Consider the following 21,806-nt stretch of genomic DNA (forward strand, 5'->3'; position numbering starts at 1 on the left):
ATCCATGATCGCGGCCAGCGCTGCTGACCCTTCGGTGCCGGCTTTGCGCCTGCCGTCGCGCTGGTGGCGCTGGCCGCTCTATGTGGTCGCGCCCGCGCTGCTGCTCGGCGGCATGACCGCGTGGCAGCAGGGCCTGCTGTGGCCGGACGCGCAGCGCGATCTGCCGGCGCTGTTCCCTACCCCTTATGCCAGCTGGGACGCGCATGTTGCCGCCATCGACCTGGCCATGGAGACACACCGGATGCGCGCGGCGCAGGAGCCGACCGACTGGCTGAGTCCGTCGGCCGAGGCCGGGGCCTGGCTCGACCGGGCGCAGTTCACGGGGCGCTGGCAGGATATCGCAGCAGCCGAGCGCAGCCTGGCCTTGTCGATGCAGCGCGCCGAGCCAGCGACACGGCCGTGGCTGCTGGCCGCGCGGCTGGCGCTGACCCTGCACCGCCAGCGCGATATCGAACCGCTGCTTGAATCGGCGCGTGCCGACCGGCAGTTCGCGCTCGCCCCGGCGCAGGCCGAAGCACGCATGCTGCGCGGCGATGTCGCCCTGTATGGCGGCAACTGGCGGCAGGCCGACCGGCTCTATGCCGAGGCGCAGGCGCTGGGCAATGACCCCTCGCTCGGGCTGCGGCGGGCGCTGATCGTCGAACGCACCGGGGATGCGGATGCCGCGATCGCCGCGATCATCGCCGCGACCCATGCCACCGATCAGCCGACCCGTCCGCTGCTCGCGCTGGCGGCGGCGCGGATCGGCAATGTCGAGCTGGCACGCGGGCACTGGGACGATGCGGCCCGCTGGTATGCGCGCGCCGACCGGACCTTGCCCGGCGATTGGCGCATCGTCTCGCTGCGGTTGCAGATGCACGCGCTGGAGGGCGATCTGTCCGGCGCGATTGCCGGTATGCGCCGTCTCGCCGAGCGGCACGATCTGCCGCAACTGTGGGATGCGCTCGCGGCATGGCAGCGGGCGGCGGGGGAGAGCGCAGCGGCAGCGCAATCGACCGAGCGCGCGGCCGCCGGCTGGCGGGTCTGGCTCGCTCGCTATCCCGAAGCGGCCTATGCCCATGCCGCCGAACATGCCCTGCAGGCGGGAGACAGCGCCACCGCGCTGCGGCACGCCCGCGCCAATTTTGCCAACCGTCCCTATGGCGATGCCGCGCTGCTGCTGGCGACGGCGCAGTCGGCCAATGGCGATGTCGCTGCGGCGCGCCGCACGCTCGCCCGCCTTACGGCAAGCGGCTGGCGGACGGTGGAAAGCGACCGGCTGGCCTTCGAGCTGGCTGCGCTCGACGGCGATGCCGAGGCCGGCGAAGCCGCGCGCGCCGCCGCGCTCGCCCGCAATCCGCGTGCCTTCGATCCCGCCATGGCATTGATCCGGTTCGGCCTGCACTGATGCGCCGGCTGCTGATCCTGCTGCTGGCATTGCTGGCCGCCACCCCGGTCGCGGCGCACCTCACCCCCAACAGCGAAGTGGTGGTCGATTTCGATGATCAGGGGGTGCGGCTCGACGTCATCATCCCCGAGGGCGATTATGTCGCGGCCGCCGGTGTCGCCAATGATCGGGATACACTGCGCGCGGCGCGCTGGCTGGCGGGGCAGGTGGGCGCGCGTGCCGTCGACGGGCGTCCGTGGACAGTCGTGGTGGAGCGCGCCGAATTCGTCCAGCGCGCCGGCCCGCCGGATCTGCATGCCATCGTCCGCATGACCCCGCCAGCGGGCGCCGACCCGCGCCGCTTCACGCTGCGCTGGTCGGCGGTGGTGGCGCAGAACCGGGACCATTTCGCCCTGCTGCTGATCGGCGCGGATCATGATGGCGGGGTCTTGCGATCGGACCGCAAGCTGATTGGCGCGGTGCGCGGGGACCGGCAGACAATCGCCATCGATCGCGGCGCGCCGACAGCGTGGGGCGGCTTTTCAGCGGCCTTCCGGCTGGGCATGAAGCATATCGCCGAAGGCACCGACCATTTGCTGTTCCTGCTGGCGCTGCTGCTGCCGGCACCGTTCATCGCCGCAGCGCACCGCTGGGCGACGCCGCGCACGGTGCGCGGCACGCTGGTCAAGCTGGCCGCGACGATCACCGCCTTTACCATCGGCCATTCGCTGACCTTGCTGCTGTCGGCATTGTTCGAATGGCAGTTGCCGCCGCAGCCGGTCGAAACGCTGATCGCGGTGTCGATCCTGGTCGCAGCCATCCATGCGATCCGCCCGATCTTTCCCGGGCGCGAGGGCTGGGTGGCGGCGGGCTTCGGGCTGGTCCACGGCCTTGCCTTCGCAACGCTGGTCGGCGATGCCGGGCTGGCCGGGAGTGGCCGGCTGATCGCCATCCTCGGCTTCAATCTGGGCATCGAGGCGATTCAGCTCGGCGTGGCCCTGCTGGCCATGATCCCGCTGCTGCTGCTGGCCCGCACCGCGCTTTATCCGGTGGTGCGGGTAATCGGCGCGCTGTTCGCCGCGGTCGCGGCGGCTGCCTGGATCGTCGAGCGCGTCGGCGGAGTGGACAATCCGCTGGCCGGCAGCATCGATGCGGTTGCCGCGCATGCGCACTGGCTGTTCGGCGGCCTGCTGCTGGTTGCGGGGGTGGCGCATGCGGTGCAACGGAGTCGTCAAAGCGCAACATCGGCGGCATAATCCGCGCCGATGACCGTCGATCGCCGCCAGTTCCACCGCAGCCTTGCCGCGCTTGCCTTCGGCGGCTTGGCCGCTGCCTGTTCTACCCGTTCCGCGCTGGCGGCCGGTGGCGCGGATGCCGCCACGTTTTACGGCCCGCTGGTCGAGGATCCGGCTGCACTGCTCGATCTGCCGCGAGGCTTTTCCTACCGCGTGATTTCCGCGATGGGCGAGATGATGGCGGACGGGCATCGCGTGCCCGATCGCGCCGACGGCATGGGCTGTTTCCGCATCGATGCCGATCGCATGGCGCTGGTCCGCAACCATGAGCTGGGCACGGGCCATCAGGATCGCGGACCATTCGGCGGGGCCGGCCCTACTGACATAACGGCGTATGACCGGCGCGGAGACAATGGTGCCGTGTTGCCGGGCGGGACGACGACGCTGGTCTACAACCAGCGCAGCGGCCGGGTTGAGACGCAGCATGTCAGCCTGACCGGCACCATCCGCAACTGCGCGGGCGGCATCACCCCGTGGGGAAGCTGGCTGTCGTGCGAGGAGGATGTGACCCTGCCGGGCGCGAGTGCCGGCAAGGATCATGGCTGGGTGTTCGAAGTCCCCGCCATGCACAGCGGCCTTGCCGATCCGGTGCCCTTGAAGGCGCTGGGGCGGTTCAACCATGAGGCCGCCTGCGTCGATCCGCGCAGCGGTATCGTCTATCTTACCGAGGATCGCGAAGATTCATTATTCTATCGCTTCCTGCCCAACCGGCCCGGTCGGTTGGCCGAGGGCGGCAAGCTGCAGGCGCTGGCCTTCGTCGACACCGCCCGCCGTGACAGCCGCAACTGGACGGCGGTGGCCTGGCGCAGCGGCGATACGCTCGAGGTGCGCTGGATCGATCTCGATGGCGTGGACGCGCCGGGAGAGGATGACCTGCGCCTGCGCGGGCATCAGCAGGGCGCAGCGCTGTTCGCGCGCGGCGAGGGCATCTGGTGGGGCAGGGACGAACTTTACTTCACCTGCACCAGCGGCGGACCCGGTCGCTTCGGCCAGGTGATGCGCTATCGCCCGTCGCGTGCGGAAGGGCGGCAGGCCGAGCGCGATGCCCCGGGGCGGCTGCAGCTGTTCGTCGAATCCGCCGCCGCTGACGTCATGGATTATGCCGACAATCTGACGATTGCCGCCAACGGTCATCTGATGATCTGCGAGGATCGCTCAGGCGCGGGCAAGACCAATCATCTGCGCGGCGTGACGCCCGCTGGAGAGGTCTATCCCTTTGCCCGCGTGCGCGTCGATACCGAGCCGGCAGGACTCTGCTTCTCCCCCGACGGCCGCACGATGTTCGTCAATCTCTATGCACCTGCCAAGACGCTGGCGATTACCGGCCCCTGGGCTGCATGAGGTGCAGCCGCGCCGGAGCAACCCCGGCGCGGCAGGCATTGGTCAGCCGGCGGGCTGTTCGATCCCGGCGTCGAGCAGCTCGCTGACAGTGAGCTTCGACGGCGCAACCTCGTCGCCGAATGTGCCGACCCACACGTCATAGGTGCCGCTCGGCGGGTCGTAGAAAACGACTTGCGCATTGAGGCCGGTGCCGCTGTCATCGTCGCAATGCCAGTTGCCCTGCGCATCGTTGATCACCAGCGTCGTGTCGGACGCGCCATAGCTGCGGAACACCAGCGGAAAGCCGCCGCCAGTGTAATGCACCTTGTAATCGGGCGCGTTGCTGATCTTGCCGACGCAATTGGCGCCGCTGATGGTGCTGGCATCGATCGTGCCGCCCGCGGTGATGCGCACCTGATGCGGATCGGGCACGAAGCCTGCTTCCAGCGTCACCTCGCCGAAATTGGCGGGCTGGCTGGTATTCTGTGCCAAGGCGGGCACGGCGAGCGTGGCCAGCGCGGCGATGACTATCCTGTTGATCATGGGTCCCTCCTGTCGAAGGCGGCGGCGCTGCGACTGCACCGCCGCCGCCCCTGCCCGATGCTATGGCACGCACGTGCCGGCGGCAATGGTCAGGGTGTTTCGGTGACCTGCAGCGTCGCCGACGTGCTGCCGCTGAGGTGCCCCACCCAGACATCATACTGGCCGCTCGACGGGTTGCGGAACAGCACCTGGGCGTTGGTGCCGCCGCCGCTGTCGTCATCGCAATACCAGCTGCCGTCAGGACCGTTGATGATCAGCGTGGTATCCCCGGCAGAGCGCGTGCGGAAGGCCAGCGGCAGGCCGCCCGCAGTGTAGTTGACGCGAACATCGGGCGCGTCGCTGATCATGCCGACGCAGGCGCCAGGCAGGGCGCTGCCATCGATGCTGCCGCCGGCCGAAACAGTGACGCTGCGGGGGTCCGGCGTGAACCCGGCGTTCAGCGAGAGCGTGCCATAATTCGGCGCGAGGCCGGCATTCTGGGCAACGGCCGGGCCGACCAGCAGGGCGGCCAGAGCCGAGGCCGCAATCACCTTGTTCATTCAATTTCCCCCGATAGGTGGTGATCGTTCCGGTCCGACACCGGAACGAGCGCCGTTTCCGCGCGGAACAATTTACCTTGTCTGAACGCAACGATCCGCACTGGCCGGGCGAGCCCGCACCGGCTTGCGTTTGGGCCTTGCCCGCCATCGCTGTCGGCGTAAGGGTAAGGGCATGACCAGCCTTTCCTGCCCCACCGGCCCATCTTCCCGCAGCTATATCTCGCAGCGCCTGCGCCTGCATTACGCCGACTGGGGCAATGAAGACGCGCCCCTGCTGATCCTGCAGCACGGCGGGCGCGACCATTGCCGGAGCTGGGACTGGGTGGCGCAGGAATTGCGCCAGGACTGGCACGTCATCTGCCCGGACATGCGCGGCCATGGCGACAGCCAATGGGCCCCCGACGGCAATTACGACATGGAAGCGCTGGTCTATGATTTCGCGCAGCTGGTGCACACGCTCGACGCCGGCCCGGTGACCATCGTCGCCCATTCGCTGGGCGGCAATGTGGCGACCCGCTACACCGGCCTCTACCCCGAAAATGTTCGCAAGCTGGTGTGCATCGAAGGGCTTGGCCCGTCGCCCGAGCGCCGCGCCGAGCGGGAGGCGGCCGGGGTTGCCGTGCGCTTCCGCCAGTGGATCGAGGACCGGCGCAAGGCCGCTGGCCGCCAGATCAAGCGCTACCCGACGATCGAGGCGGCCTATGCCCGGATGATCGAGGAGAACAGCTACCTTACCGAAGACCAGGCCCGTCACCTGACGCTGCACGGCATCAGCCGCAACGAGGATGGCAGCTGGAGCTGGAAATTCGACAATTATCTCAACGTCTGGCCGATCTTCGACATTTCGGCAGAGCAGCTCGCGTCCTTGTGGGAAGCCATCACCTGCCCGACGCTGCTGCTGTATGGCGCCGACAGTTGGGCGACCAACCCGGAAAAGGACGGCCGCATGCGGCATTTCAAGACCGCCCGGGTCATCGAGTTCGAAAATGCCGGCCACTGGTTGCACCACGACCAATATGACCGGTTCATGGGCGTGTTGCGGTCGTTTCTGTAACAACCGCGTGCCCCTCCACCATCCTTCGGATGGTCCCCCTCCCCGTTCCGGGGAGGACGCCTTACTGCCCCCGTCCGCGCTCCATCACTGCCTTGCGGCGCGCTTCGACGTCGCTTGCGGCGACCTGGCGATTGGCGGCGCTCGACCGGGCCTGCTCGGTTGCCATGCCCTCGCTGAAGCTCAGCCCATAGCCTTCGTCGATCAACGCCTTGTACGTCTTGAGCATCACCGGATCGATGCTCGCCATGTCATGCGCCAGCGCGATGGCGGTGGGCAGCAGTGCATCGGGCGCGACCACGCGATTGACCAAGCCCCAGCGCTCGGCGGTCGCGGCATCGAGGAAATTGCCGGTGAAGGACAGTTCCTTGGCCCGGGAAATGCCGATCATGCGGGAGAGTTTCTGCGACAGGCCCCAGCCGGGCATGATGCCGACCCGGGCATGGGTATCGGCGAAGCGCGCGTTGGCAGAGGCAATCAGCACGTCGCAGGCGAGCGCCAGCTCGAAACCGCCGGTAATTGCCACGCCGTTGATCGCCCCAATCACCGGCCTGCTGCACAGTTCGATGGCCTTGACCGGATTGTCATCGGCATTGTCCGCATTGGCGGCCCCGAGATTGGCGGTGTCCGCCCCCAGTTCCTTGAGGTCGAGCCCGGCGGTGAAGGCGCGTTCACCGGCACCGGTCAGTACCACTGCGCGGATGCTGTCGTCGGCCTCCACATCGCGCATGGCGCTGGCAAGCTCGTGCCGCAGCGCCGTCGACAGCGCGTTCATCGCCTCCGGCCGGTTGAGGGTGACAATGGCGACGGGTCCGTCGCGGGTGGTGTTTACGAGGGTCATGGTCTGGACTCCTGAACTCCGGCTACCCCGAGCTTGTCGAAGGGCTGCCCGTTTTGGCACTGTCGCAGGGGCAGGACAGTCGTTCGACAAGCTCGGGACGCTTAGCGACCCTTGTACTCCGGCACCCGCTTCTCGACGAACGCCGTCATCGCCTCGCGATGATCCTCGGTGGCCGACAGGATCACCTGCTGCCGGTCCTCGATGGCCATCGCCGCCTCCAGACTGGGTGCGTCGATGGCAAGGCCGAGCGCCTGTTTGGACAGGCGCAATCCCCATGGCGCGGTCAGCAGCATCTCGCCGGCAAGCGCCATCCCGGCATCCAGCAATTCCTCCTCGGCCACCAATTGGCTGACGAGCCCGCTCGACAGCGCGCGGTCAGCACCGATGAAGCGTCCGGTCAGGATCATCTCTGCCGCGAGGCTCGCGCCCACCAGCCGCGGCAGGAAATAGCTCGACGCCATGTCGCATCCGCCCAGCCCGATCTTGATGTAGGCGGCGTTCATCCTGAGCGATGGCGCGCCGATGCGCACGTCGCTGGCGAGCAGCAACGAGAGACCGCCGCCGCAGGCTGCGCCATGGGCAAGCGCGATGATCGGCTGCGGGCAGGCGCGCATCTTGCGGTAGATGTTGCCGATCGCGGTCTGCGTCTTGAGCGTGCGCAGCACCGGCGTGTCGTCGCTCTCACCCCGCGCGGCCTTGATGTCGAGCCCGGCGCAAAAGCCGCGTCCGGCGCCGCGCAACAGCACCACCCGTACCTCCGGGCGTTCGGCCAGACCGCCGAAATACGCGTTCAGCGCGTCGGTCAGCTCCGGGTCCAGAGCATTGAGGGCATCGGGGCGGTTGAGCGTGGCGATTTCCACTTCGCCGCGTGTCTCTATCTCCAGCACGCTCATCGAAACCTCCACTTTCCCTTTGCGTAAACGGAAGGCTATGGCCACTATCAGCCAAAAGCAATCGCAAGCGGGAGACAGGATGATGCAGAACCCCGGCATGGACGCCGACGTCTTCGAGGCCTTCATCGACCAACTGAAGCGCTATGTGCGGGAACGGCTGATCCCGGCCGAGGCGGACGTCATCGCGCAGGATCGCATCCCCGACGACATATTGAACGAGATGCGCGAGATGGGCCTGTTCGGCATCACCATCCCGGAGGAATATGGCGGGGCTGGCATGAACATCAGCCAGTATATCGAGACGGTGAAACAGCTTTCCTACGCGGCGCCCGCCTATCGTTCGACCATGTCGATCAATGTCGGCATGACCGGCAGCGCCATCCGCAAGTTCGGCACGCCCGAGCAGAAGGCGCATTGGCTGCCACGCATCGCATCGGGTGAGATCGCCTGCTTCGGCCTGACCGAGCCGGGCAGCGGCTCCGACAGCGCGGCGATGGCGACGATGGCGGTGCGTGACGGCAACGGCTACCGCGTCACCGGCACCAAGCGCTATATCACCAACTCACCCCATGCGAAGATCGGCCTGATCATGGCGCGCACCTCCAAGGAGGCGCTGCCCAAGAATGCCCATGTCTCCGCCTTCATCGTCGACATGGACTCAGCGGGCATCAGCATCGGCAGCCCGGACAAGAAGATGGGCCAGGCGGGCGCGCATATCGCCGACGTCATCATGGAGGATGTCTATCTGCCCGGCGACGCGCTGGTCGGCGGGGAGGAGGGCAAGGGCTTCCAGATCGCGATGCAGAGCCTCGACAACGGTCGCCTGTCGGTGGCGGGGATGGGCGTTGGCATGGGTCGACGCATCCTCGATACGGCGGTGCGTTACGCCACCGAGCGCAAGGCGTTCGGTGAACCGATTGCCAATTTCCAGCTGATCCAGGCGATGCTGGCGGACAGCGATGCCGAGCTTTACGCCGCCGAATGCATGATCGCCGATGCCTGCGCGCGTGCCGATCGCGGCGAGCAGATCGTGCGCAAGGCGGCGGCCGCCAAGATGTTCGCAACCGAAACCTGCGGCCGCGTTGCCGACCGCTGCGTGCAGATCTACGGCGGAGCAGGTTACCTCGCCGAATATGAGGCCGAACGCTTCTTCCGCGACGCGCGTATCCTGCGCATCTACGAAGGCACCACCCAGATCATGCAGTTGCAGATCGCCAAGCACATGCTGCGCGAGTTCCAGAGCGAAGGGGCGGTGTGGTGAGCAATGCGGTCCTCCCCGGCACGGGGAGGGGGACCACGAAGTGGTGGAGGGGCACGCGGTTGTTACGCGGCGTCGCCGAACGCCTGCCATGCCCCTCCACCATCCTGTGGATGGTCCCCCTCCCCGTGCCGGGGAGGATCTAGATGTACCCGCTCCTTTCCGGCCTCAGCATCGTCGAAATCTCCTCCTTCGTCGCTTCCCCCACGGCTGGCCTCTACTGCGGGCAGTTCGGGGCGGAGGTGATCCGCATCGATCATCTGGCAGGCGGGCTCGATTATCGGCGCTACCTGCTGACGCGCGAGGGCCATTCGCTGGCGTGGGAGAATCTCAACCGCACCAAGCGCAGCGTCGCGCTGGACCTCGCCAGCGGCGAGGGGCGGGAGCTGGCGGTCGCGCTGGCTGCGGCGGCCGGGCAGATGATCACCAATCTGCCCGCGGGCAGCTTTTTCAGCCATGCCGCCGTCGCCGCCAAGCGCGCCGACCTCGTGTCGGTGCGGATCATGGGATGGCATGACGGGCGGCAGGCGATGGACTTCACCGTCAACGCCGCCAGCGGCTATCCGTTGATGACCGGGCCGGAGGACTGGGACCCGGCCGATGCACCCCCGATCAACCAGCCGCTGCCCGCCTGGGACTTCATCACCGGAGCCTACAGCGCCTTCGCGCTGCTCGCAGGGCTGCGCCATCGCGACGCGACCGGCGAGGGCAGCGAACTGCGCGTGCCGCTGGGCGATGTCGCCATCGGCACGGTCGCCAACAGCGGGGCGATGGCCGAGATGCTCTATCGCGGCAGCGACCGCGAGCGACTGGGCAACGCCATCTGGGGGGCGTTCGGCCGCGATTTCCGCTCGGCCGATGGTCAGCGCTTCATGGTCGCCGCGCTCACCGCCAAGCAATGGGCGGCGCTGGTCGAGGCGTTCGGCGTTGCCGGGGATGTCGCTGCTGTCGAGCGCGATACCGGCGTTTCCTTTGCCGACAGCGATCACAATCGCTTCGTGCACCGCGAGACATTGTTCGCGCTGTTCCAGCGCGCCGCCGATCGCATCGACTATGCGACGCTGGCCGACAAGCTTGCCCGCGCCGGTGCGACCTTCGAACGCTATCGGACAATGCATGAAGCGGCGACCGACCCAGAGCTCGTCACCAACAACCCCCTGTTCGGGCCGTCGCCCGCCAACCCCAGCGGCTTTGCCTATCCGGCGACGCGCAGCTTCGCGCATCTGCCCGACCGCGACCCGGGCGATCCGCTGCCTGCGCCGCGCCTGGGCGAGCACAGCGCCGAGGTGCTGGAGCGGTTGCTTGGCTTGTCTTCGGGCGCGGTCGGCGCACTGATCGACCGCGGGGTGATCGGCGTCGCCGACAGGGATGTGGTCGCATAGGGATGACAGCCGCGCTCGACACGGCCCGCAGCTATGCTGCCGCCGCCCGCGCGGTGGTGGCGGAGCGTGTCGCCGGCTCGTCGCTCGATGCCCAGCAATCGCTCGCGCACGGCTATGCCTGGATCGAAACGCTGGTCGAGGCGATGGTCGCGCTGGCGGCGTGGGGCGCGCGGCAGCAGGGCGATGTGGCGCGGCTAATTGTGTCCATCGGCACGGCCGATATCTGCGCCCAGCTCGGCGGCGGGCTGGCGATGGGCCAGAATGAGGTGGTCCGGCCGCATGACTTCGACCTGTCCGATCATGTCGCGGCGCTGCTGGTCCACGCCACGGGCAATACTGCCGCCGCCCGCGCCGAGCTTGCAGCGCTGCTGCGCGACGGCGCGCCGATCCCCGAGGCGTTCGACGACGAACTGCTCGACAGCATCCGCGCGCAATATCGCCGCTTCACCGATGCGCACATCCTGCCGCACGCCCACCGCTGGCACCTCGCCAATGCGCTGATCCCGGACGCGACGGTCGCCGCGCTGGCGGACATGGGCACCTTCGGCGTCTGCATCCCGGAGGCGCATGGCGGGCTCGGCCTTGGCAAGCTGGTGATGTGCATCGTCTCGGAAGAGCTGTCGCGGGGCTGGATCGGTACCGGCTCGCTCGGCACCCGGTCCGAAATCGCGGGTGAGCTGATCCTGCTCGGCGGCACGGCGGAACAGCAGGCTTATTGGCTGCCGCGTATCGCCAGCGGGGAAATACTGCCGACCGCGGTGTTTACCGAGCCGGATACCGGATCGGACATGGCCAGCCTCGCCACCCGCGCCACGCGGACGGGAGGCGGCTGGCGCATCGATGGCGCCAAGACCTGGATCACCCACGCCGTGCGTACCGACCTGATGACGATGCTGGTGCGCACGTTGCCCGATGCCAAAGGCTATGCCGGCCTTTCGATGCTGCTGGTTCCCAAGCCGCGCGGCACCGAGGACAATCCCTTTCCCGCGCCCGGCATGAGCGGCAGCGAGATAGAGGTGCTCGGCTATCGCGGCATGCGCGAATATGCGCTGCAGTTCGACGGGATGATGGCCCCGGCCGATGCCCTGCTCGGCGGGGAGGAGGGGCAGGGCTTCAAGCAGTTGATGCGCACCTTCGAAGGCGCGCGCATCCAGACCGCGGCCCGCGCTGTCGGCGTTGCGCGGCGCGCGCTCGAGCTGGGTCTCGACTACGCCTGCGGCCGCAAGCAGTTCGGCCAGCCACTCGCCCATTTCCCGCGCGTCGCCGACAAGCTGGCGATGATGGCGGTCGACATGGTGATGGCGCGCGAGCTGACCTATGCGGCGGCACGGGCCAAGGATTCGGGCAAGCGCTGCGACATAGAGGCGGGCATGGCCAAGCTGCTGGCGGCGCGCGCCGCATGGACCAATGCCGATGCGTCGCTGCAGATTCACGGCGGCAACGGCTATGCGCTGGAATATGAGATCAGCCGCGTCCTCTGCGATGCCCGCATCCTCAACATCTTCGAAGGGGCAGCGGAAATCCAGGCGCAGGTCATCGCCCGCGGCCGCCTCGCCCGCAGCAATTGAAGGAGAAGATCATGCGTCGCGCCGCCATCGTCGCCCCCATCCGCACCGCCGTCGGCAAGTTCGGCGGGGCGCTGTCCTCCATGACCGCAGGCGATCTGGGGGCCGTCATCCTGAAAGCGCTGATCGACCGCACCGGTCTCGATCCGGTCCGGGTCGACGATGTCATTTTCGCGCAAGGCTATGGCAATGGCGAGGCGCCGTGCATCGCCCACTGGTCCTGGCTCGCCGCCGGCCTGCCGCTGGAGGTGCCGGGCTATCAGCTCGACCGGCGCTGCGGTTCGGGGCTGCAGGCCATCGTCAATGCGGCGATGATGGTGCAGACCGGCACGTCCGACGTGGTGGTTGCCGGCGGGGTCGAGAGCATGTCCAATGTCGAGCATTACAGCATCGACATCCGCAAGGGCGTTCGCGCCGGCAATCTGACGCTGCATGACCGGCTGACCCGTGGCCGGGTGATGAGCCAGCCGATCGAGCGCTTCGGCGTGATCAGCGGGATGATCGAGACGGCGGAAAATCTGGCGAGGGATTATGGCATCAGCCGTGAGGCCTGCGATGCCTATGCGGTGCGCAGCCACGGCAACGCCACCCGCGCCTGGGCCGACGGGCTGTTCGCCGACGAGCTGGTGCCGGTGGCCGTGCCACAGAAAAAGGGCGAGCCGCTGATCTTCGATCATGACGAGGGCTATCGCGCCGATGCCTCGATGGAGACGCTGGGCAAGCTGCGTCCGATCGAGGGCGGGGTGGTGACCGCAGGCAATGCCAGCCAGCAGAATGATGCCGCCGCCGCCTGTCTGGTGGTTGCGGAAGACAAGCTCGATGCGCTGGGGCTGGAGCCGATTGCCTGGTTCCATAGCTGGGCGGCGGCGGGCTGCGATCCGGCGCGCATGGGCATCGGCCCGGTGCCGGCGGTGGAACGGCTGTTCGCCCGCACCGGGCTCGGCTGGAGCGATATCGATCTGGTCGAGCTCAACGAGGCATTCGCGCCGCAGGTGCTGGCGGTGCTCAAGGGCTGGGGCTGGAGCGAGGACGACAGCCGCATGGCGATGCTCAACGTCAACGGCTCCGGCATCTCGCTGGGCCACCCGATCGGCGCGACCGGCGGGCGCATCCTCGCCAATCTGACGCGCGAGCTGGTGCGACGCGACGGGCGCTACGGGCTGGAGACGATGTGCATCGGCGGCGGGCAGGGCATCGCTGCGATCTTCGAACGCGCCGCCTGACCATGGCGGGCGACTGGCAGGACTGGATCGGCCGCAGCCACCGGCAGCAGGATGTGCTGACCCCGGCGCTGGTGCAGCGCCATCGCGCCACGCTCGATCTTAATCCCGGCCATCCCGCCCCGCTGCCAGGCATCCATTGGGTGCTGAACCTGCCCGAGGCGGCGACGGCCCAGCTTGGCGACGACGGGCACCCGCGCCGCGACATTGCGGGCAGCTTCCTGCCCCCCATCGATCTGCCCCGCCGCATGTGGGCCGCGAGCGAGACGGAATTCCTGAGCGCCATTCCGGTCGGGGCGACAGTGGTTCGCACCAGCCGGATTGCCGATATTGTCGAAAAGAGCGGCAGCAGCGGGCGACTGGGCTTCGTGACGCTCGATCATGTGATCGAGGCGGATGGCGTGGCGGCGGTGCGCGAGAGGCAGACGTTGGTCTATCGGGAGGCGGTGCAAAGCCCCTCCCCGTCAGGGGACGGGTTGGGGATGGGGAGTGGCCCCCCCGTGTCCGCTTTGCCGGCACCCCCCACCCCAACCCCTCCCCCGACAGGGCGGGGCTTGGACGCGTGGCCGCACTACCGGACGCTGACCCCGAGCGAGTCGCTGCTGTTCCGCTTTTCCGCGCTCACCTTCAACACCCACCGCATCCATTATGACGCGCCCTATGCGCGCGAGGTCGAGGGCTATCAGGGCCTGGTCGTCCACGGCCCGCTGACCGCTACATTGCTGCTCAATTGGGCCGCTGACCTGTTCGGCCCGATCCGCCGCTTCACCTTCCGCGCGGTTTCCCCTGCCTTTGCGGGGCAACTGCTGACGCTGGTGGCGCGGCAGGAGGGGAGCGACATCACGCTCGCCGCGCTCGGACCGGGCGGGGCGGAATGCGTGAAGGCGAGTGCGACATTGGCCTGAAGACCGGAGCGTGCGAGCCTAAGGCCGGGCGGGCTATCGCACCCGTCGCCGCGCCACTGGCCCGGTCAGGTTGAGCCGGCCGATTTCCTCGATCTCTCCGCGCACCATTCGTCCCTCGGCAATTTCGGTCGCCATCAGGGCAAAGATGCGGTCGCCAGTGAAGATCGGCCGCGAATTGCCATACCAGTCCACACAGGACACTTCGCAGCGGTAGCCGTGCACCGGGATTTTCAGCCCCTGCGACAAGACGCCGGCATCCGTCAGCCGGCCCGCAGCCGTGACCGTCAGGAAGCTGACGTCGGACCCTTGGCTGTTCCAGACGTAACGTGCCGCGCCGCCGCGCCGCAGCACGGTGGGGATACCGACCATGCCATTGCCGTCGTCATCGATCAGGCTGTTGAACGCATGGCTGCGGCCTTCGCTTTCGAACCTGTTGTCGAGGTAGGCGGTATCGGTGCGCCAGCTTGGCGCGCCCAACTGCACCAGACTGAGGTCGAGCCCGCCATTGTGACGGTAGCCGCTGGCGGCAATACGGTCGCTGCCGACCCGCTCGAGCCGGATGATATTGTGCGGCAGCTCGACACGCTGTGGCGCGGCCGGATTGTCGACTGGCAGGACCATCAACGGGCGGCCGGGATTGCTCGGGTCGGCCGCAGCGCCCCACGCCTGCGTCCGCCCGCCATAGACGAACCAGTCGTCGGCGAAGCGGTTCTCGGTCACGCCCGGCCCGGGTGGCGGCACCGCGACCTGCCGGTCCGCGGGAACAGTTGCAAGTGTGGCGGTGAAGTCGCTCAGCGGCACGTTGGTGAAGCGATAGCCGACCCGCGTCCCCGCCGCGCTGCACCCCGGCTGCGCCCAGCGGGTGAAAATGCGGAACATGTCCCGAGTCATGTCCATCGAGAATTGATCGACCGGCTGGCCGTACAGGCTGACCACGCCCGGCGCACCGCCATCGACCGGTACGCGATAGACCAAGGCCGGGGGCATATTGGCTGGCGAGGGAGAAGCCTCGCACCTTTTGCTTCCGGCTGGGGCAGGCACGTCCCAGCCCCATTGTTGCTGGCCGACCCACAGGTAAATCGCTTCGGTCGAAACGAAGAACTCGCGCTGGGCTGGGCCGACGAAGGACTGCACCCGGCACTCGGGCACGCCACCCGGAAGATAGGTGCCAAGCGGGCACACCGTGACGACATGCACAAACGGCGAGGATGTCCGCAGCAGGGGCCGGTAAATGGTCGAGGGGTCGACAAGCGGCCTGCCTTCCCGCGTCGTTTCCGGCGCGGGGCGGCCGCGCCGCCGTTGCGCCTCCCCAGCCTCGGTCCAACGCCACAGGCGCGGCTGCATGTTCGTCCCGGAAAGCTGGTTCACGGCATAGACCGTGTAGAGCACCAGATTGTCGCCGATGATCCGGCTCGCGTAATTTTCGCCGCTGTAATAATCGTAGCTGTTGAGGAAGAAGCGGCCTTCGCGCGTCAGCCCGCCGCTCGTCTGGTCGAGCCGGAAGATGGTGATTTCTGTTGCCTGATTGCCATAGCTATAGGCGGTGACGATGATCCGCTCGCCCTCGACCAGCATCTCGTCATACCAGGCCCCGTCGGTCTTGTGGACATAGACGTCGGTGCGGTCTGTCAGCCGCAGCTGCCGCTCGCTGGTGTCGACGACGAACAGCCGACCGTCCTGCAGCATGATCAGATAATCGCCGATCTGCTTGACGATATCGCCTTCGTCGACGCCTGCTGTCTGCACATTGGTGATGTTGGGAGAGTTGCTGGCACGCGATGTGCGACTGGCTGCGCGTGCAGGCGCAGAATTGCGCGAGCCACCGACACGGCTGCCCGTTACAATGATATCAGAGCCGTCGCTCGCTTCCTGGCCCAGGCACTCCGGGTCGGTACAGATTTCCTCATAGCCGCCATCCTGCACAAGGCCCATCCGTCGTCGCGCGGGCACCGCGCTCTGCTGGCGGCGGCGCTGCCATTCGCGGTTGATCCGCTGGCGCCGCGCCGCCTCATAAGCTGCGACGTCACGCGCATAGGCGGCGAAGGCGTCCTGGCTGGCGAAGGGTTCGAGCCGGTCGGCGGTCAGCGGATCGAGCAGCGGGTCTGCATGGACGGGTGGGATAGCGTCAGCCTCGGCTGATGGACGCGCGGTGTGCGGCGTCTGCGCGGAGGCTCCGCCGGTCAGTAATGTCAGCGCGAAAAGCGCGGGTAATCCAAGACGCATCGACCCGTCTCCCCTCTGTTTTGTGGCAAGGCTATCATGAGTTGGCGAGGGCGCGAAGGGGTGGACGTGGTCGAGCGGGTGCGGCACAGCCGCCCGCATGACGCCGCGCTCCGCCACGCTTGCCGCCTTCCTTGTCGCCTGCGCAGGCGTGATGCTGTTTTCCTTCATGGATGCCGCGATGAAGGCGCTGGCGCTCGCCATCGGTGCCTATAACGCGCTACTGTGGCGCAACATGGCGGGGACGGCGATCAGCGGCGTCGCCTATGCACTGCAACCGACCGGCTGGCCGTCGCGCGCGGTGATGCGGCTGCACATCTGGCGCGGGGTGATCGTTGCCGGAATGGCAATGCTGTTCTTCTGGTCGATCACCGTCCTGCCGCTTGCCGAGGCCATCGCCCTGTCCTTCATCGCGCCGCTGATCGCGCTGTATCTGGCGGCGGTGCTGCTCGGCGAGCGGATCGGGCGGGCCGCGATCATTGCCTCGCTGCTCGGCCTTGCCGGCGTCGGCGTGATCATGGCCGGGCGCTTCGGCGGAGCGGGCCACAGCGCGCAGTCGATCTGGGGCGTTGCCGCGGTGTTCGGGTCCGCCGCGCTGTTCGCCTATAATCTGGTGCTGGCGCGGCAGCAGGCGCAGGTCGCCAAGCCCGCCGAGATCGCCTTTTTCCAGACGCTGACCGTGCTGGCCTGCCTCGCACTCGCCGCGCCCTGGTTTGCGGTGGTGCCGGATGTCGATCATCTGCCGCTGATCGTCGGCTCCGCGGCGCTGGCGGTCACCTCGCTGCACCTGCTGAGCTGGGCCTATGCCCGCGCCGAAGCGCAGATCCTGATTCCGGTGGAATATACCGCCTTCGTCTGGGCAGCGATCTGCGGCTGGCTGTTCTTCGATGAGGCGCTGACCTGGCCGGTGGTCGGCGGCACGGTGCTGATCGTCTCAGGCTGTCTCATCGCCGCCCGCGCCAAGCCGCAGCCGGTGCAGGTCGAAGAAGCGGTGGCGTAGTTCGGTTTCCTCCCCTTCAGGGGAGGTGGGCCCGAAGGGCTCGGAGGGGCGGGTGCGTCGTTCCGTGACGTCGATTGACCAGCAGCGGCACCCAACGACGCACCGGCCCCTCCGTCGCTACGCGCCACCTCCCCTGGAGGGGAGGAAGCAAACCGCTACCCGTGCGCCCTGATCCACTCCTCGACCACCGGGGCAATCCGCTCGCGCCACTTGCTGCCGTTGAAGATGCCATAGTGGCCGACCGTCTCGGCGAGGAAATAGCGCTTCCTGTCGTCCGCCAGCCCGGTGGCCAGCTTGAGTGCGGCCTTGGTCTGGCCGATGCCCGAGATGTCGTCGCGCTCGCCTTCGATCGCCAGCAGCGCGGTATCGGTGATGGTGCCGAGATCGACGAGGCGTCCGCGATAATTGAACTCGCCCTTGGGCAAGAGGTGGCGCTGGAACACGGTGTCGACGGTCTGCAGATAGAATTCTGCGGTCATGTCGCACACCGCACGATATTCGTCGTAGAATTCCTTGTGCTTGTCCGCCCCGTCGCCATCGCCGGCGACCAGATCGGAGAACATGGCCCAATGGCTGACCATATGGTTGCCGAGGTTCATCGACATGAAGCCGGAAAGCTGCAGGAATCCGGGGTAAACCCGCCGCCCGGCGCCCTTGTAATAAGGCGGCACGGTGGCGATGACATTGTGGACGAACCAGTCGTGCGGCTTGGTCGTCGCATGATCGTTGACTGCGGTCGGGCATTCGCGGGTGTCGATGGGGCCGCCCATCATCGTCAGCGTTTTCGGCCGGCAAGGATGGTCGTTCGCGCCCATGATCGCGGTGGCGGCGAAGCAGGGGACGGACGGCTGGCAGACGGCAAGGACATGTGCGCCTTCACCGATATGCTCCAGCCACTCGATGACGTAATCGATATAGGATTCGAGGTCGAAGCCGCCGCCGGTCAGCGGCACGTCGCGCGCGTCCTTCCAGTCGGTGATCCACACGTCATGCCCCGGCAGCATCCGTTCGACCGTCCCGCGCAGCAGCGTGGCGAAATGGCCGGACATCGGAGCGACGATCAGCAGCTTGGGCGCGCCTTCGCTGCCGGCGTGGACGAAATGCTTGAGCTGGCCGAACGGCTTGCGCGCCTCGTTGACCTCACGCACCGGCACTTCGCGCCCGTCGACAATGGTGGTGGAGAGGCCGAACGCCGGCTTGCCGCGCACCTCGACCGCATGCGCAAAGACGTCCAGCGCGGACGCCATCACCGGCGCGGGGTTGGCGCCTGCAAACGGGGTGGGAAAGGCATCGAGCATGCGCGCCGTCGCGCTGGCCATCTTGCCCGCGCCGGCCATCCAGCCGCGCTGCACATCGTAAATCTGGTAGATCATGGTCGGGGTCGCCCCTGTTCATCCTGCCGCGCGCACCGCGCATCTGTCGGCGCAGCGTTCCGCGTCAGGCGATGCTGGCATGCTGCACCGCAACAAGCAAGCGGGATATTGCTGACCCTAGCCATGACGGACCGGGCAATGCTAGAGGCCGCAGCATGAGCGAACCCACCGCCGCGGCCCCTGCGCCTGCCGCCCCGCCCCGCAAATCCATCGGCAGCCTGCGCATGGTGTGGGGCTATGCCAGCCGGTATCCGTTGCAGATTGCTGCCGCCATCGTCGGTCTTGCCTTTGCCGCGGCGGCGACGCTCGCCATCCCGGCCGGGTTCCAGCGGATGATCGACGAGGGCTTCGGTGCCGGAGGCAGCGGAGATATCGACCGCTATTTCTATTATCTGTTCATGATCGTCGGCGTGCTGGCGCTCGCGACCGCGCTGCGCTTCTATTTCGTCTCCTGGCTGGGCGAGCGCACGGTCGCGGACATCCGCCGCGCGGTGCAGCGCAATCTGCTGCGTCAGGCACCCGCCTTTTTCGAGGAAAACCGGCCGTCGGAAATCGCCAGTCGCATGACCAGCGATACGGCGGTGATCGAACAGATCGTCGGCACCACCGTCTCCGTCGCGCTGCGCAATGTGGTGATGGGCGTCGGCGGCACCGTCTATCTGTTCACCCTCGCCCCCGGCCTGACCGGTATCATGCTGCTTGGCATCCCCGTCATCATCATGCCCATCGTCCTGCTTGGCCGCCGCCTGCAGAACATCAGCCGTGCCAGTCAGGATCGTGTTGCCGATGTCGGCGCGATGACCACCGAAGTGCTCGGCGCGATGAAGATCGTCCAAGGCTTCGGACAGGAAGGGCGCGAGGCGGATCGCTTTGCCGGGGCGGTCGAGCGTACCTTTGCCACTGCCAAGCGGCGGATTGCCATCCGCTCGGTGATGACGTCCACGGTCATCGCGCTGCTGTTCGGCGCGATCGTCGCCCTGCTGTGGTACGGCGCATCGCAGGTTGCCGCCGGCAAGATCACCGGCGGCACCATTGCCGCCTTCGTGCTGACCGGCGGGCTTGTCGCCGGGGCGTTCGGGGCGTTGACCGAAGTCTATGGCGATCTGGTGCGCGGTGCGGGCGCAGCGAGCCGGCTCAACGAGTTACTCAATGCCCAGCCGCAGATCGCGGCGCCGGCCAAGCCGGTGGCGCTGCCCGCGCCATCGAGCGGCGCGCTGGCCTTCGAGAGCGTCGAATTCCATTATCCCACCCGGCCCGACGCCCCGGCCCTGCACGATTTCAGCCTGGCGGTGCAGCCCAACGAGACGGTCGCCGTGGTCGGCCCGTCGGGCGCGGGCAAATCGACGATCTTCCAGCTCGCGCAGCGCTTCTACGATCCGCAGGGCGGACGCATCACCCTCGACGGCATCGACATCCGCGACGCCGATCCGGCCGATATCCGCGCGCGCATCGCGGTCGTCCCGCAGGAGACGGTGGTGTTCGCGGCCAGCGCGCGGGACAATCTGCGCTACGGCAACTGGGCGGCCAGCGACGAGCAGATCTGGGCGGCGGCCGATGCAGCCAATGCGGCGGAATTCCTGAAAAAACTGCCCGACGGGCTGGATACCTTCCTCGGCGAGGCCGGCACCCGCCTGTCCGGCGGGCAGCGCCAGCGCATCGCCATCGCCCGCGCACTGATCCGCAATGCGCCGCTGCTGCTGCTCGATGAAGCCACCAGCGCGCTCGATGCCGAGAGCGAGCGGCTGGTGCAGGATGCGCTCGATCGGCTGATGACCGACCGGACCACCATCGTCATCGCCCACCGCCTCGCCACCGTCCGTGCGGCCGACCGCATCATCGTCATGGACGAGGGCCGGATCGTCGAGCAGGGCAATCACGACAGCCTCGTCGCCGAGGGCGGTCTCTACGCCCGGCTGGCGGCGCTGCAGTTCGATGCAATTCCGGCCTAGCCGGGCAGAGGTCAAAAGTCGCTTGCCAGCGTGATGGCGACGCCCGACGCCGGCGTTGCATCGCCCGCCAGCCGTTGCCGCCAGTCGATCGACAGGACCGGCTGCACCGTGCCTGTCGCGAGCCGTAGCCGCAGGCTGGGCCCGGCATCCACCCGCGTCGCGCCCGGCTGGGCCGCGGCCCAGATACCGCCGCCCGCCTCGACACTGACCGGCCCTGCCTCGCTGACGTGGCGGTGCGCGGTCGCCGATCCTTCAGCAAACAGGTCCCGCCTGCGCGCGCCCACCACCCCCGCCGCGCCATAGCCGTTGAGGCGGAACCGGCCCGGCAGGGCGACATCGCTGACGCCGCCCGAGGCGAAAGCCGCGAAAGCCGAGCGGCCCCCGTCGCCCACGACCGGCTCGCGCCGTTCGACCGAGAGATGCACCGGCAGGCGCGCCCGCGGTTGCCAGGTGAGGCCGGCGGCCGCTTCCGCGCCGGACAGGTTGCTGCCGCTGGTCACGAGGCGCGCATGCAGTTCCAGCCGCCCGCTCCGGTCGAGCCGCAGAGCGGCGCGCAGGCCGCCCTGCGTACCGCCGAGTTGTGCTTGGCCAGGCGCGAGCGCGGACGGGAGCCCCGTGGCGAGCGCGTCGGGGCGGACAAAGAGCCATGATGTCAGTGTCCAGCGCTGCCGGTCTGCGCCCGGTTGCGGCACGGTGGCGGGCGGCATCGACGGATTGCCGGGTGCGGCCGGAGCCAGCTCCGTGTCTGGCCTGCCAGTCTGGGGCAATATGCTGCCGGCCGCCGGTGGTCGGGCCGACATGTCGGCCACGGCGTGCAAAGGACGTGGTGCCATTTCTGGCCATGGCCCGGTCGGCAGCATGGCGAGACGACCCGCCCGCGGTTGCTGGTCACGGTGGGGTGCGAGCGGCGCGTTCGACAGCCACACCGCAGGATCGGTCTGACGAGTGGGTGGGTCAGCACGGGGCGGGGGTGAAGCGGGCGACTGGTCGCGGGCCGTGATCCACAAGTCCGCGCTGCGCCCGCCGATCCAGAGCAGGATGGCTGAACCCAGAAACAGCAGCGGGGCGGACGGCCGGGCCATGCCA

General features: G+C 67.9%; 18 protein-coding genes. 11 read left to right on the forward strand and 7 right to left on the reverse strand.

The window, feature by feature from the left end; translation table 11 throughout:
* Positions 1-4 precede the first annotated feature (4 nt).
* The 3 genes from AC0QC4_RS11770 to AC0QC4_RS11780 are packed head-to-tail and all read left to right on the forward strand — an operon-like array spanning position 5 to position 4,002.
* Complete coding sequence (locus AC0QC4_RS11770; protein WP_483660091.1) at positions 5-1,387, forward strand: hypothetical protein; 1,383 nt, start codon at positions 5-7, stop codon at positions 1,385-1,387.
* Positions 1,387-2,622 carry a HupE/UreJ family protein gene (locus AC0QC4_RS11775; protein WP_483660092.1) on the forward strand — a complete coding sequence of 412 codons (1,236 nt, stop codon included), beginning with the start codon at positions 1,387-1,389 and terminating at the stop codon, positions 2,620-2,622. The genes AC0QC4_RS11770 and AC0QC4_RS11775 overlap by 1 nt, the downstream gene beginning before the upstream one ends.
* 9 nt (positions 2,623-2,631) lie before the next feature.
* The gene (locus tag AC0QC4_RS11780) at positions 2,632-4,002 is read left to right on the forward strand and encodes an alkaline phosphatase PhoX (RefSeq protein WP_483660093.1); all 1,371 of its coding nucleotides are present in this window, start codon (positions 2,632-2,634) and stop codon (positions 4,000-4,002) included.
* Between the two features lie 42 nt (positions 4,003-4,044).
* On the opposite strand, the gene AC0QC4_RS11785 is transcribed toward AC0QC4_RS11780, so the two are convergent.
* Together AC0QC4_RS11785 and AC0QC4_RS11790 are read right to left on the reverse strand one after the other, a co-directional pair.
* Positions 4,045-4,524, reverse strand: a complete 480-nt coding sequence (locus AC0QC4_RS11785) for a hypothetical protein (protein ID WP_483660094.1) — start codon at positions 4,522-4,524, stop codon at positions 4,045-4,047.
* Positions 4,525-4,613: 89 nt separating this feature from the next.
* On the reverse strand, positions 4,614-5,063 hold the full coding sequence (locus tag AC0QC4_RS11790; RefSeq protein ID WP_483660095.1) for a hypothetical protein: 450 nt from the start codon (positions 5,061-5,063) through the stop codon (positions 4,614-4,616).
* A 172-nt stretch (positions 5,064-5,235) separates the two neighbouring features.
* Here AC0QC4_RS11790 and AC0QC4_RS11795 point away from each other — a divergent pair, with 172 nt between their 5' ends.
* A complete protein-coding gene (locus AC0QC4_RS11795; protein WP_483660096.1) occupies positions 5,236-6,117 on the forward strand; it encodes an alpha/beta fold hydrolase in 882 nt (293 codons plus the stop codon).
* Positions 6,118-6,178: 61 nt separating this feature from the next.
* On the opposite strand, the gene AC0QC4_RS11800 is transcribed toward AC0QC4_RS11795, so the two are convergent.
* On the reverse strand, positions 6,179-6,955 hold the full coding sequence (locus AC0QC4_RS11800; protein WP_483660097.1) for an enoyl-CoA hydratase: 777 nt from the start codon (positions 6,953-6,955) through the stop codon (positions 6,179-6,181).
* Positions 6,956-7,056: 101 nt separating this feature from the next.
* Positions 7,057-7,848 carry an enoyl-CoA hydratase/isomerase family protein gene (locus tag AC0QC4_RS11805; protein ID WP_483660098.1) on the reverse strand — a complete coding sequence of 264 codons (792 nt, stop codon included), beginning with the start codon at positions 7,846-7,848 and terminating at the stop codon, positions 7,057-7,059.
* Between the two features lie 82 nt (positions 7,849-7,930).
* Between AC0QC4_RS11805 and AC0QC4_RS11810 the strand changes: the two genes are divergently transcribed.
* The 5 genes from AC0QC4_RS11810 (at position 7,931) to AC0QC4_RS11830 (ending at position 14,178) form a co-directional block, all read left to right on the forward strand.
* Complete coding sequence (locus AC0QC4_RS11810) at positions 7,931-9,109, forward strand: acyl-CoA dehydrogenase family protein (protein WP_483660295.1); 1,179 nt, start codon at positions 7,931-7,933, stop codon at positions 9,107-9,109.
* A 143-nt stretch (positions 9,110-9,252) separates the two neighbouring features.
* On the forward strand, positions 9,253-10,488 hold the full coding sequence (locus AC0QC4_RS11815) for a CoA transferase (RefSeq protein ID WP_483660099.1): 1,236 nt from the start codon (positions 9,253-9,255) through the stop codon (positions 10,486-10,488).
* A 2-nt stretch (positions 10,489-10,490) separates the two neighbouring features.
* Positions 10,491-12,056, forward strand: coding sequence for an acyl-CoA dehydrogenase family protein (locus AC0QC4_RS11820; RefSeq protein WP_483660100.1), 1,566 nt, complete (start codon positions 10,491-10,493; stop codon positions 12,054-12,056).
* Positions 12,057-12,067: 11 nt separating this feature from the next.
* The gene (locus tag AC0QC4_RS11825; protein WP_483660101.1) at positions 12,068-13,276 is read left to right on the forward strand and encodes an acetyl-CoA C-acetyltransferase; all 1,209 of its coding nucleotides are present in this window, start codon (positions 12,068-12,070) and stop codon (positions 13,274-13,276) included.
* A gap of 2 nt (positions 13,277-13,278) precedes the next feature.
* Positions 13,279-14,178, forward strand: a complete 900-nt coding sequence (locus tag AC0QC4_RS11830; RefSeq protein WP_483660102.1) for an HTD2 family dehydratase — start codon at positions 13,279-13,281, stop codon at positions 14,176-14,178.
* A 33-nt stretch (positions 14,179-14,211) separates the two neighbouring features.
* Here AC0QC4_RS11830 and AC0QC4_RS11835 read toward each other — a convergent pair whose 3' ends face one another.
* Positions 14,212-16,401: a beta-propeller domain-containing protein gene (locus tag AC0QC4_RS11835; RefSeq protein WP_483660103.1), complete on the reverse strand. Its 2,190-nt coding sequence runs from the start codon at positions 16,399-16,401 to the stop codon at positions 14,212-14,214.
* 97 nt (positions 16,402-16,498) lie between these two features.
* Between AC0QC4_RS11835 and AC0QC4_RS11840 the strand changes: the two genes are divergently transcribed.
* A complete protein-coding gene (locus AC0QC4_RS11840; protein ID WP_483660104.1) occupies positions 16,499-17,398 on the forward strand; it encodes a DMT family transporter in 900 nt (299 codons plus the stop codon).
* 155 nt (positions 17,399-17,553) lie between these two features.
* On the opposite strand, the gene AC0QC4_RS11845 is transcribed toward AC0QC4_RS11840, so the two are convergent.
* Positions 17,554-18,771 carry a polyhydroxyalkanoate depolymerase gene (locus AC0QC4_RS11845; RefSeq protein ID WP_483660105.1) on the reverse strand — a complete coding sequence of 406 codons (1,218 nt, stop codon included), beginning with the start codon at positions 18,769-18,771 and terminating at the stop codon, positions 17,554-17,556.
* Between the two features lie 155 nt (positions 18,772-18,926).
* On the opposite strand from AC0QC4_RS11845, the gene AC0QC4_RS11850 reads away from it, so the two are divergent.
* Positions 18,927-20,720 carry an ABC transporter transmembrane domain-containing protein gene (locus AC0QC4_RS11850; protein ID WP_483660106.1) on the forward strand — a complete coding sequence of 598 codons (1,794 nt, stop codon included), beginning with the start codon at positions 18,927-18,929 and terminating at the stop codon, positions 20,718-20,720.
* A gap of 11 nt (positions 20,721-20,731) precedes the next feature.
* Here AC0QC4_RS11850 and AC0QC4_RS11855 read toward each other — a convergent pair whose 3' ends face one another.
* On the reverse strand, positions 20,732-21,802 hold the full coding sequence (locus AC0QC4_RS11855) for a hypothetical protein (protein WP_483660107.1): 1,071 nt from the start codon (positions 21,800-21,802) through the stop codon (positions 20,732-20,734).
* Positions 21,803-21,806 lie beyond the last annotated feature (4 nt).

This window comes from Sphingomonas sp. jy18 (assembly GCF_056931895.1).

What these genes read in the sequence shown, in the direction of transcription:
- AC0QC4_RS11770 (WP_483660091.1), top strand. Translation starts at nt 5, where the DNA reads ATGATCGCGGCCAGCGCTGCTGACCCTTCGGTGCCGGCTTTGCGCCTG.
- AC0QC4_RS11830 (WP_483660102.1), top strand. Translation starts at nt 13,279, where the DNA reads ATGGCGGGCGACTGGCAGGACTGGATCGGCCGCAGCCACCGGCAGCAG.
- AC0QC4_RS11820 (WP_483660100.1), top strand. Translation starts at nt 10,491, where the DNA reads ATGACAGCCGCGCTCGACACGGCCCGCAGCTATGCTGCCGCCGCCCGC.
- AC0QC4_RS11855 (WP_483660107.1), bottom strand. Translation starts at nt 21,802, where the DNA reads ATGGCCCGGCCGTCCGCCCCGCTGCTGTTTCTGGGTTCAGCCATCCTG.
- AC0QC4_RS11795 (WP_483660096.1), top strand. Translation starts at nt 5,236, where the DNA reads ATGACCAGCCTTTCCTGCCCCACCGGCCCATCTTCCCGCAGCTATATC.
- AC0QC4_RS11775 (WP_483660092.1), top strand. Translation starts at nt 1,387, where the DNA reads ATGCGCCGGCTGCTGATCCTGCTGCTGGCATTGCTGGCCGCCACCCCG.
- AC0QC4_RS11780 (WP_483660093.1), top strand. Translation starts at nt 2,632, where the DNA reads ATGACCGTCGATCGCCGCCAGTTCCACCGCAGCCTTGCCGCGCTTGCC.
- AC0QC4_RS11785 (WP_483660094.1), bottom strand. Translation starts at nt 4,524, where the DNA reads ATGATCAACAGGATAGTCATCGCCGCGCTGGCCACGCTCGCCGTGCCC.
- AC0QC4_RS11845 (WP_483660105.1), bottom strand. Translation starts at nt 18,771, where the DNA reads ATGATCTACCAGATTTACGATGTGCAGCGCGGCTGGATGGCCGGCGCG.
- AC0QC4_RS11805 (WP_483660098.1), bottom strand. Translation starts at nt 7,848, where the DNA reads ATGAGCGTGCTGGAGATAGAGACACGCGGCGAAGTGGAAATCGCCACG.
- AC0QC4_RS11835 (WP_483660103.1), bottom strand. Translation starts at nt 16,401, where the DNA reads ATGCGTCTTGGATTACCCGCGCTTTTCGCGCTGACATTACTGACCGGC.
- AC0QC4_RS11850 (WP_483660106.1), top strand. Translation starts at nt 18,927, where the DNA reads ATGAGCGAACCCACCGCCGCGGCCCCTGCGCCTGCCGCCCCGCCCCGC.
- AC0QC4_RS11800 (WP_483660097.1), bottom strand. Translation starts at nt 6,955, where the DNA reads ATGACCCTCGTAAACACCACCCGCGACGGACCCGTCGCCATTGTCACC.
- AC0QC4_RS11815 (WP_483660099.1), top strand. Translation starts at nt 9,253, where the DNA reads ATGTACCCGCTCCTTTCCGGCCTCAGCATCGTCGAAATCTCCTCCTTC.
- AC0QC4_RS11790 (WP_483660095.1), bottom strand. Translation starts at nt 5,063, where the DNA reads ATGAACAAGGTGATTGCGGCCTCGGCTCTGGCCGCCCTGCTGGTCGGC.
- AC0QC4_RS11810 (WP_483660295.1), top strand. Translation starts at nt 7,931, where the DNA reads ATGCAGAACCCCGGCATGGACGCCGACGTCTTCGAGGCCTTCATCGAC.
- AC0QC4_RS11840 (WP_483660104.1), top strand. Translation starts at nt 16,499, where the DNA reads ATGACGCCGCGCTCCGCCACGCTTGCCGCCTTCCTTGTCGCCTGCGCA.
- AC0QC4_RS11825 (WP_483660101.1), top strand. Translation starts at nt 12,068, where the DNA reads ATGCGTCGCGCCGCCATCGTCGCCCCCATCCGCACCGCCGTCGGCAAG.